The organism is Capnocytophaga sp. oral taxon 380 str. F0488 (assembly GCF_000318255.2).
GTDB lineage: Bacteria > Bacteroidota > Bacteroidia > Flavobacteriales > Flavobacteriaceae > Capnocytophaga > Capnocytophaga ochracea.
The window spans coordinates 76,138-86,609 of sequence record NZ_KB291190.1; the positions used below are offsets into that span (position 1 = coordinate 76,138).

Annotated in this window: 11 protein-coding genes; all 11 read left to right on the top strand. The window is 40.0% G+C overall.

All coding sequences use genetic code 11. The annotated features are described in order from the left end of the window. Positions 1-267: 267 nt before the first annotated feature. The 11 genes from HMPREF9078_RS04060 (at position 268) to HMPREF9078_RS04110 (ending at position 10,304) form a co-directional block, all read left to right on the top strand. Positions 268-1,299: a hypothetical protein gene (locus HMPREF9078_RS04060; protein WP_009419469.1), complete on the top strand. Its 1,032-nt coding sequence runs from the start codon at positions 268-270 to the stop codon at positions 1,297-1,299. Positions 1,300-1,495: 196 nt separating this feature from the next. Beyond that, complete coding sequence (locus tag HMPREF9078_RS04065; RefSeq protein ID WP_009419471.1) at positions 1,496-3,151, top strand: hypothetical protein; 1,656 nt, start codon at positions 1,496-1,498, stop codon at positions 3,149-3,151. A 109-nt stretch (positions 3,152-3,260) separates the two neighbouring features. Next, on the top strand, positions 3,261-3,995 hold the full coding sequence (gene rlmB / locus HMPREF9078_RS04070) for a 23S rRNA (guanosine(2251)-2'-O)-methyltransferase RlmB (protein WP_009419473.1): 735 nt from the start codon (positions 3,261-3,263) through the stop codon (positions 3,993-3,995). Between the two features lie 27 nt (positions 3,996-4,022). Then, on the top strand, positions 4,023-4,856 hold the full coding sequence (locus HMPREF9078_RS04075) for a helix-hairpin-helix domain-containing protein (RefSeq protein WP_009419474.1): 834 nt from the start codon (positions 4,023-4,025) through the stop codon (positions 4,854-4,856). Between the two features lie 468 nt (positions 4,857-5,324). Next, positions 5,325-6,470, top strand: a complete 1,146-nt coding sequence (locus HMPREF9078_RS04080) for an acyl-CoA dehydrogenase family protein (RefSeq protein ID WP_009419475.1) — start codon at positions 5,325-5,327, stop codon at positions 6,468-6,470. Between the two features lie 16 nt (positions 6,471-6,486). After that, positions 6,487-6,924: an Rrf2 family transcriptional regulator gene (locus HMPREF9078_RS04085; protein WP_009419476.1), complete on the top strand. Its 438-nt coding sequence runs from the start codon at positions 6,487-6,489 to the stop codon at positions 6,922-6,924. 74 nt (positions 6,925-6,998) lie between these two features. Continuing rightward, on the top strand, positions 6,999-7,262 hold the full coding sequence (locus HMPREF9078_RS04090) for a SemiSWEET family transporter (protein ID WP_009412761.1): 264 nt from the start codon (positions 6,999-7,001) through the stop codon (positions 7,260-7,262). Between the two features lie 116 nt (positions 7,263-7,378). Further along, on the top strand, positions 7,379-7,624 hold the full coding sequence (locus tag HMPREF9078_RS04095; protein ID WP_009419478.1) for a hypothetical protein: 246 nt from the start codon (positions 7,379-7,381) through the stop codon (positions 7,622-7,624). 31 nt (positions 7,625-7,655) lie between these two features. Next, entirely contained in the window at positions 7,656-8,927 is a 1,272-nt protein-coding gene (gene serS, locus HMPREF9078_RS04100; protein ID WP_009419479.1) for a serine--tRNA ligase, read from the top strand. 154 nt (positions 8,928-9,081) lie between these two features. Next, entirely contained in the window at positions 9,082-9,399 is a 318-nt protein-coding gene (locus HMPREF9078_RS04105; RefSeq protein ID WP_009419480.1) for a hypothetical protein, read from the top strand. After that, positions 9,390-10,304: a ribonuclease Z gene (locus HMPREF9078_RS04110; RefSeq protein WP_034542798.1), complete on the top strand. Its 915-nt coding sequence runs from the start codon at positions 9,390-9,392 to the stop codon at positions 10,302-10,304. Before HMPREF9078_RS04105 ends, HMPREF9078_RS04110 begins: the two co-directional genes overlap by 10 nt. The last annotated feature ends 168 nt before the right edge of the window (positions 10,305-10,472 follow it).

Below are 10,472 nucleotides of genomic sequence, written 5' to 3' on the forward strand. Positions count from 1 at the left end.
ATAAGCTCTCTATAAGCTAACCCCACCCTCCTAACAGCCTTTTTTCACCAAAAACCTTGTTAGCCTCCTTCTGAAAAATTCCGTTTCCTTCCGATAGTTCAGATATGTCACTTTTAGGGGTATACACTTTGCCAAAGTTTTTGCCTGTGCGGCTCGCACCTCATTTTCTAATTCTCTAATTGCCATTCACGCATTTCTTAACCCAAGTTCATTTTTCCATCGCTTTTTCACCGTTACTTTGCACCGTAAAACAAAAACAACTTAAAAATGAACTTAAAAATGTTTAGTATCACACTTCTTATGACGTTGGCTACCTTAAAGTCCAACGGTCAAAATCCTGACCTCCTCACATTGGTCACTGCGGCTACACAAGCCCCTTCAGGTCACAATTCTCAACCTTGGTTCTTCACTGTTGAGAACAACAGCATCATTATTACGCCCGATTTTACCAAGGCGCTCCCTGCGGTAGACGGCAAACACCGCGAACTGTTTATGAGCTTGGGCTGTGCTCTGGAAAACCTCTGCCTAAAAGCCACCGAATTACACTATCACACCCAGGTACAACTCACCAGCGAAGGCGTCATCACCGTGCTTTTGCAAAAACGAGAAGATGTAACACCCAGTTCCTTAGCAGCTGTCATTCCTAAACGCCAAACCAACCGTTCGGTATACGACGGCAAACGCATCGACGCTTTTTTGCTCGAAAGTTTAGTAAGCAAAGCTATGGACGATACAGGAGCAAAGCTCTACACTTTCGCCAATGGTTCTCCGCTTTTTGCAACACTCACCGAAGCAGTAATGCAAGGCAATGCCGTGCAAATGGCTGACCCCGCTTTCAAAAACGAACTCCTCTCGTGGATACGCTTCAACAAAAAGCATTCTGAAAGCACTCACGACGGACTCAGTTACGCAGTGCTCGGCGCTCCTAATCTCCCTCGTTGGGTAACCGAGCCCATTGTAAAGGCATCACTAAAAGCCGATAAGCAAAACAAAACCGACTTGAAGAAGATACAATCTTCCTCCGATATAGTGCTTATCACTTCTGAGAAAGACGATATCCACACTTGGATAAACACAGGTCGTTTATTAGAACGCTTTTTGCTCGTCCTTACCGAAGCAGGCATTGCCAATGCTTACCTCAATCAGCCGTGTGAAGTGCCCGAACTCCGTGCGCAACTGCAAGCCGATTTGCCCATTGCAAAAGCCTATCCACAAATCCTCTTGCGCATCGGCTATGCGAAGCCCGTAGCTTATTCCAAGAGAAAAGATATCAAAGAAGTAATTAAAAATCGCAAATAAAGTCTCTTTTGCAGTATCAACTTTGCCAAAGTTTCTACCCGCCCGTCGCGCTACGACCTTTGGCAAAGTTTAAATCTATAATTAGTTATTTAATTATATCGTTCTATTTCATTACTCTCATTACTATTTAAAAATTATTCATTTGCAGAAAGAAGAAGTTTTTAGTATTTTTGCCGAATAATTAAAAGAAAGTATTATGCTAATTTATAGATTACAATTTAGTGATGTTTTTCCAGAGGAAGAAAAAAAAGAGCTTATAGATTATTTAAAGAATATATCTAAGTCTACATTAGAAGAAACTATATCTTTTTTTAATAAGGATAAATTGCCTAATTATGATGGTATTTTTTCTAACAAAGATATTCATAGAAAGATAATTAGTAAAGTACAAGAATGTAGACAGAATAAGTATACACAAGGAGACCCTGTTCTGTTTTCAACGGAAGCAAATTTATATATAGTTGAAAAAATTATTGCAAATAAAAAACAGTTGTTGGACGAAAATACATTGGGGAGAGATACTGACAGAGATATAGATAGAGATGGATTAAATATATTTAAAAGTGTCTTATGGGTAAATAAGTTTTTAAATGAGAAAGAGAAAAAAATTACTTTACCTAATGAAAGCAATGATATGTGTAAAATAGCTCAGGCTTATATAACACTAAAATTTTCAACAGCCGATTTAGGACTATATGATGATATAAAAAAAGAATTACATAATTTATTATATGCTTCTTTCTATAAACTAAAAGAATTGATTAACTTTCTTGAGCAAGGAAAGTATAATAACTATTTAGATGAAATATATAATAACTTTAATGTTGCTAATCAAAAAGAGCTTTTAACAAGAGTTGCTGAATTATATGTCAATGTTGTTATGAACGTAGGTAAATATGGATTTTTTGAGGTAGAAGATTATGATCAACAGAATTTTTTAGACTCTTTAATTGCTAAAAAAATAAAAGTAGAAGATGATTTTATCAATATAAGAAATTATCCTGTATACAAAAAAACTGATGGTACTTATATAGTTCTTAATCCTTTTTTTATAATGGATAAGTTTACAATTAGCTTGAAATTTTTTTTAGCTAAATTTTTTGGGAATAACATACAAGGTGAGTTTTCTAACTTTTATAACAAAGACTTCTCAGAAAAGTTTTTAATGTACAACTTGTTTGACTCTATTTTTGACTATAAATATTTTGTCAAAAAGAAAACCTTTGGAGAGGAAGAAGTTGATGATGAACCCGATTATTATTTTAGATATAATAATAAAATTTTTATTTTTGAGTATAAAGATATTTTGATAAATAAGAATGTAAAAGTTTCAAGAAATATAGAAATTATATTAAGTGAACTGAAAAAGAAATTATTACAAGACAACTCAAGTGATAAAGGAATAGGACAATTAGTAAAACATATAAATAATATTGATAATAATCACTTTCCTTTTGATGATAGAATTAATACTTCCAAGTCTTTAAAAATGTATCCTATATTAGTCCTTTCTGATAGAAAACTTGAAATATTAGGAATAAACTATCAATTTAACCAATGGTTTAGAGATGAGTTAGGTGATTTATCTCATAAAAATATTAAAGTACAGGATTTAGTAGTGATGAGTTTAGATAGTTTTATTGTTTTCAAAAATAAATTTAAGCAGGATAAGGAGAATTTTAGAAAGATGCTTGATAGACACATAACGGAGATGAAAAAGAAAGAAAAATATAACCATACTCTTGAAAATGAGAAAAAGATTCAGAAAAAACTATTACCTTTTAGTGCCAGATTTATCAATGAAGGATTTGCAGATAAAGATTTTAAGGAAATGTTTGAAGAATACTGTTAAAGATTAGCTTTCTTTCTCAAAATCTCTTACCTTTGTCCCCTCAATCACCCTTTGTTTGATTTTGAAAAAGATTTGTAAAATTTCTGAGGCGCAAGCCTTATCTTGAAAGATGCAACAAGAATCCCAAATATATGGCATTCGTGCCCTGATAGAAGCTCTCAAAGCAGGCAAAACCATCGATAAAGTCTTTTTGCAAAAAGGCTTACAAGGTGGTTTGTTTAGAGAGCTAATGCCCTTATTGCAAGAAGCTCAAGTGCCTGTGCAGTATGTGCCTGTTGAGAAACTGAACCGCCTTACCAAGAAAAACCACCAAGGAGTAGTGGCGAACCTATCCCCTGTAGATTATCACAATTTTGAGGATTTGGTAATCTCAGTTACCGAAAGTGGAGCGACACCGCTTTTTCTCGTGTTAGACCACCTTTCTGATGTGCGCAACTTTGGTGCGATTATCCGCACGGCAGAGTGTACAGGCGTTTCGGGCATTATCATTCCTAAGCGTGGCAGTGTGAGTATCACCGCCGATACTGTCAAAACCTCGGCTGGGGCTGTGTTTCGCGTGCCTATCTGCAAGGTCGAAAACCTTGTAGATGCGGTCTACTACCTGCAAGGCAGTGGCATTAGGGTAGTGGCAGCGACCGAGAAGACTAGTCAATTGCTATACGCCGAAGACTTTACGGTTCCTACCGCTATTGTGATGGGGGCGGAAGACGTCGGGGTATCGCCAGCAATACTCAAAGTAGTAGATAGCAAAGCCAAATTGCCAATGGTAGGCGATATTAGTTCGCTAAACGTTTCGGTAGCTTGTGCTGTTTTCTTGTACGAAGCTCTCAAACAACGACTCTAATTCTCCAACCCCTATCTCCTAAAACCGATGAACCGCCAACAAACCCGAGGTGTCCTTTTTTTGCTATTGCTCATCATAGCACTACAATTCGCCTTTCGTAATCTCAGCTTTAATCGCACTTTCGTCCCTACTGAAACTACTGTACTTCAACGGGAGATGGACTCGCTAAGAGCTCTTGTTTCCTTGCCTAAAAAAGATACCATTTACCCCTTCAATCCCAATTTTATTACAGACTACAAAGGCTTCAAACTCGGACTCACTCCAGAGCAAATCGACCGCTTGCAAGCTTTTCGCGCACAAAATAAGTATGTCAATTCTGCCGAAGAGTTCCAACAAGTAACCGGTGTGCCTGATAGTCTTCTGCACAAAATAGCCCCTTCTTTTAAGTTCCCCGAATGGGTGAAAAACCGCAGAACTTCTTCTTATGTCTATGAAAAATACCCCCAAAAACACTTTCCCAAACAAGATATCAACACCGCAACTGCCGAAGAACTGATGAAAATCTACGGTATAGGCGAAGGCTTTTCCAATCGCATCTTGAAATACCGCAACAAGTTGCACGGCTTTACCTATATCAGCCAAGTGGCAGAAGTCTACGGACTCGAAAAGGAAGTGTACGAACGAGTAGCCGAGCGCTTTGAAGTAAAAACAACACCCGTGATTGAGAAGAAGGACATCAATACTCTCAATATGTATGAACTCAGCAAAATTCCTTATGTGAAATACGGAGAAGGCAAGAAGATAGTAGGCTTGCGTTCCGAGCTCGGTACGCTCAAATCCTTTGACGACCTTTTACAAATAGAGGGTTTTGATAAACAACGTATCGCCCGATTGCAGTTGTATCTCTATATCGAACAGTAGCCTTCAAGATAATTAAAAAGAATTTCGTTCTTCTTTAACACTTTTTTTTCAATAAGTAAACTCCCTCTTTTTACCAATTGAAATTCAACTAACTAACGCTCTTCCTTCGTCTTTCCTTCGTCTTAGGTTCGTCTTAGCTTCGCTTTACCTTCGGTGTAGGTTCGCTTGTTCTTCAGAAAACGTAAAACACTTATTTATTTGTTTTACAGCTGATTAATATGTTTTATAGTATAAAATACCTAAAAGTATTTTCCTTGGTTAATACTGAAAAAAAATATGCCATATAACAAACTTTAACATTTTTTCTTCAATCTTATTGCCACTATACACCATTTTTATTGAATAACACTTTCCTAACAATTAATCCTCTTCTTTTCACTTCCTCATTAAAAAAATAGTAATTCGTAATTCGTAATTCGTAATTATTTTATATCTTTGCCCCTTGGTATTAGAATAAGCATATAACGAATGAATTTTAACTATTCTGAAACACAACGAATGGTAGCCGATGCGGCTAAAGAGTTTGCCGAAAAATATATCCGTCCACACGTGATGGAATGGGACGAAAGTCAGGAATTTCCTGTGGAGGTATTCCGCAAAGCAGGCGAACTTGGCTTTATGGGCGTTTTAGTACCCGAAGCCTACGGTGGCTCAGGTCTCGACTACCACGATTATATCGCGATTGTGGAAGAAATCTCAAAAGTCGACCCTTCTATAGGGCTCTCAATAGCAGCTCACAACTCTCTTTGTACCAATCATATCCTTAGCTTTGGTAGCGAACAGCAAAAACAACGCTGGTTGCCCAAATTAGCTTCAGGTGAATGGATAGGTGCTTGGGGCATTACCGAACACAATACCGGTTCTGATTCCGGAGGTATGGCTACTACCGCTGTAAAAGACGGCGACGAGTGGATACTGAACGGTACTAAAAACTTTATTACTCACGGCAAAACAGGACAGATAGCCGTAGTCATTGCTCGTACCGGCGAAAAAGGTAACAAACACGCTATCACAGCCTTTGTAGTAGAACGCGGTACGAAGGGTTTTAGCAGTGGTAAAAAAGAAAACAAACTCGGTATGCGCGCCAGCGAAACTGCCGAAATGATATTTCAAGATTGTCGTATCCCCGATGCCAATCGTTTGGGTGATGTAGGCGACGGATTTATTCAAGCAATGAAGATATTAGACGGCGGACGTATCTCTATCGGTGCTCTTTCTTTGGGTATTGCCAAAGGCGCTTACGAAGCCTCCCTCAAATACGCCAAAGAACGTATGCAGTTTGGTAAACGCCTCATCGACCTACAAGCCGTTGGTTTCAAACTCGCCGATATGGCTACCGAAATAGAAGCTTCCGAACTGCTCTTGCACAAATCGGCTTTCCAAAAGAACAACGGTCAGCGCGTAACCCTATCAGGTGCAATGGCAAAGATGTACGCCTCCGAAGTATGTGTGCGCGTAGCTACCGAAGCCATTCAAATTCACGGCGGTTATGGTTATACGAAAGATTTTCCGGTCGAAAAATTCTTCCGTGACTCCAAATTGTGTACCATAGGCGAGGGAACAACCGAAATACAGAAATTAGTCATCAGTCGACAAATAGATAAGAACTCATAATTAAAAACGAACGAATATGTTATCCAATTCCAGCAAGTATGCCATCAATGCAGTAATATACCTTGCCATACACTCGTCGGCAAGCCATAGAATAGCGCCCAAAGACGTGGCAGAAGCGCTACATATTCCTACGCCCTTTTTGGCAAAAATATTGCAAACTTTAGCCCGCAAAAAGGTAATTAGCTCCAACAAAGGACCTGGAGGAGGCTTTTGGCTCTCCGATGAGGAAAAACAAGCTCCTTTAATGACCGTTGTAGAGCAAATAGGTGAAGCCGATAAGTTTATCGCTTGTGCGATGGGCTTCAAAGAGTGTTCATCAGAGAAACCCTGTCCGTTACACGCTTCCGTACAGCCTTTCAGAGATAATTTTATGCGAGAACTTAGCGAGAACTCCATAGCCTCCTTTGCTCAAAAAATTGCTGATAAAACTGCTTTCTTATCACCTACGGAGTAATTAGATGTTAGTCGCACGAGCAATTATCTATTTACAAATTTATCGTAGTATATAAACTTAAAAAATAATTATATATGGAGAACGGAAAACTCTTTAACATTTTAGGTTGGGTAGCAATGGCTGCCTCTATTAGTATGTATGTGTCATACATACCACAAATCAGTGATAACCTTGCAGGACACAAGGGGAATCCTATACAGCCTTTGGTAGCAGCAATTAACTGCTCGTTATGGGTGATATATGGCTTTTTCAAAAAACCCAAAAGAGACTATCCTATATTATTAGCGAACTTACCAGGTATTGTCTTTGGTCTATTTGCCTTTGCAACTGCTTTGTAATTGAGGTATCACACACTTTACCAAAGTTTCTTGCCCGTGTGGCTCGAAACTTTGGCAAAGTTGAAAATACTTATTACATTTTACGTCAAATCCTAACACTTAAAAAATAATAACAAATGAGAACAGGAACTTTAACCATTGAACCTCCTAAAGGAATATCCTTAGAAGAAGCTAAATTAGCACTTAAAAGTTTAAAATTTAAGATACTAAAAGTAACAGATGATACTGAAATGACAGAGCAAGAGTTCTTTAGTATGGTTGATAAGGCTCGTGCTGAGAAAAAGACAAAAGTTAGTAAAGAACAAATGCGTAAAATGCTTTTAGAAGAACAATGGAAGATTAACCCCCTACACCCTTGTTAATTGTCAATTGTCAATTGTTAATTGAAAAGATATGTTACAACTAAACACTATTAGAGAAGAAAAAGACCGCGTGCTCTCCGGTCTTAAAAAGCGCAACTTTAAAGAGTTGTCTCTTATAGACGATATTATCGCCTTAGACGAAAAACGCCGTAGCACTCAGCTTTCCCTCGATGAAACATTGGCGAAATCCAATAATCTTTCTAAGGAAATAGGCAACCTCTTCAAAGCAGGTGAAACCGATAAAGCTAATACCCTTAAAGAGCAAACTGCTACCCTTAAAGAAGATATCAAAACCCTTACCGATACTCTCAACACTACCGTAGAGGAGCTTAACGATTTGCTCTACCGCGTCCCTAATATCCCTAATGAGTTGGTGCCCGAAGGTACTTCCGAAGCCGACAATGTAGTGGTATTCGAGGCGGGTACTATTCCTGATTTAGGTAAAGACGCTCTTCCTCACTGGGAACTCGCCAAGAAGTACGACCTCATCGATTTCGAGTTAGGCGTAAAGCTCACTGGTGCAGGCTTTCCTGTGTACAAAGGCAAAGGAGCAAAACTGCAACGCGCTCTCATTACCTACTTCCTCGACAAGAACACCGAAGCAGGCTATAACGAATACCAAGTGCCTCACGTAGTAAACGAAGCCTCAGGCTATGGCACCGGTCAGTTACCCGATAAAGAAGGACAGATGTACCACGTAGGGGTAGATAACCTCTACCTTATCCCTACCGCTGAGGTGCCTGTGACCAATATTTTCCGTGACACCCTCTTAAACGAAAGCGATTTACCTATCTGCTGTACCGCCTATACACCTTGCTTCCGTCGTGAAGCCGGTAGCTATGGTGCTCACGTACGCGGGCTCAACCGCTTGCATCAGTTCGATAAGGTGGAGATTGTACGCATCGAGCACCCCGACCGCTCTTATAAAGCGCTCGAAGGAATGATAGAACACGTAAAAGGCATTCTCAATGAGTTGAAACTCCCTTACCATATCTTGCGCCTTTGTGGTGGCGATTTAGGCTTTACCTCAGCAATTACTTACGATTTCGAGGTATATTCCACCGCTCAAGAAAAGTGGTTAGAGATAAGCTCAGTGTCTAACTTCGAAACCTTCCAAGCAAACCGTCTTAAATTGCGTTTCAAGGACACCGACGGTAAAAACCGCTTAGCACATACCCTCAACGGTAGTTCACTTGCCCTCCCGCGCGTATTAGCCGGTATTTTAGAAAACTACCAAACCCCCAACGGTATCGTAGTACCCGAAGTCCTCAGAAAATACACAGGCTTCGATATTATTAATTAGTGTGAACTACATATTATACAACTTTGCCAAAGTTTCAAATTTTGGCAAAGTTTTTTATTACCTATACGTGCTACGACCTTCTAGAGTATTTATTTGAAAAGATTATTTTGTATTTTAAATATTATTCATAACTTTGCGCAAATAATTTTACTCAATGAAAGAAACTACTGTAATTACCCTCACTAAAACGCAACTTCCCTCTTGGGTAGCCGATTTTAATACCAACGAAACCCTTAAAAAACAGCACATCATCATTACCCTGCCCGAAGAGGAATACTGGTTAAAGAAAGACCTCAAACCACTCGTCGCCTTTGCTCAACAGCACAATCAGCAACATCACAAATCAGTGGTGGTGGTGCAACGTGCCTTAGCGCTCGAAGATTTTGAACTCACCCTGCATATCGCTCCTACCCTCCAAGAGGCGTACGACCTTATTGAACTCGACGAAATAGAACGCGACTTATGGAAGTAACTATCTTAGGTTGTCACAGTGCGACCCCTCGCTCCAATGCCCGCCCTTCGGCACAATTGCTCGAAATGCGCGGTCATCTGTTCCTCATCGATTGTGGAGAGGCTACCCAAATCGCCCTCCGCAATGCCAATGCTAAGTTCTCCCGCATCAAGCACATCTTCATCTCTCACCTCCACGGCGACCATTTCTACGGACTCTTCGGACTCATCTCTACTTTCCAACTCCTCGGTCGCGAAGCCGAAATGCACATCTACGGTCCTAAGGGTATCAAAGAAGCCGTTTTGGTTATCCTCAAACTCGGCGGTGCTTATACCCCTTTCCCCTTGTATTTTCACGAGCTATCTTCCAAAACTTCCGAACTCTTATACGAAGACGACAAAGTACTCGTGCGTACCATTCCGTTGCAACACCGCGTCTATACCAATGGTTTTCTTTTTCAAGAAAAAGAAGGCGAACGTCGCCTAAATATCGACGCAATTGCTGAGTATCCCGAGATACAAACGTGCGACTATCAGAACATCAAAAACGGCAAAGATATAACATTAGAAAACGGCAAAACTATTGCCAATACCGAGCTCACCTTCGACCCTCACCGTCCGCAAAGCTATGCCTATTGTAGCGATACTCTTTATTTCGAAGCTTTGGCTACCGAAATACAAGGCGCAAGAGTCGTGTATCACGAATCTACCTTTTTAAAGATAAACGAAGAACTCGCAGTTAAAACAATGCACTCCACCGCCTATCAAGCAGGACTCACAGCTAAGAATGCCCACGCCGATGCCCTCATTTTAGGGCACTACTCCTCTCGATATCCCGATGTCAATCTCTTCAAGCAGGAAGCACAAGAAGTCTTTAAGAACGTCTTTTTAGCCGAAGACGGCAAAAAGTTCATTTTCGATAATTGACAAACAGAAGAAAACATCACTACACCCCCATTCTCTTGGAAAGCCCTCGATACTTTTCCCGTCTCCACATTCCCCTTTCCCGTCGCTACAGTTCCCCCTTTGAAGAGGCTAGGGGGAGGTTTCTTTTGATTTTTCGTCCCTACAATTCCCCCTCTCCTTGGGAGAGGG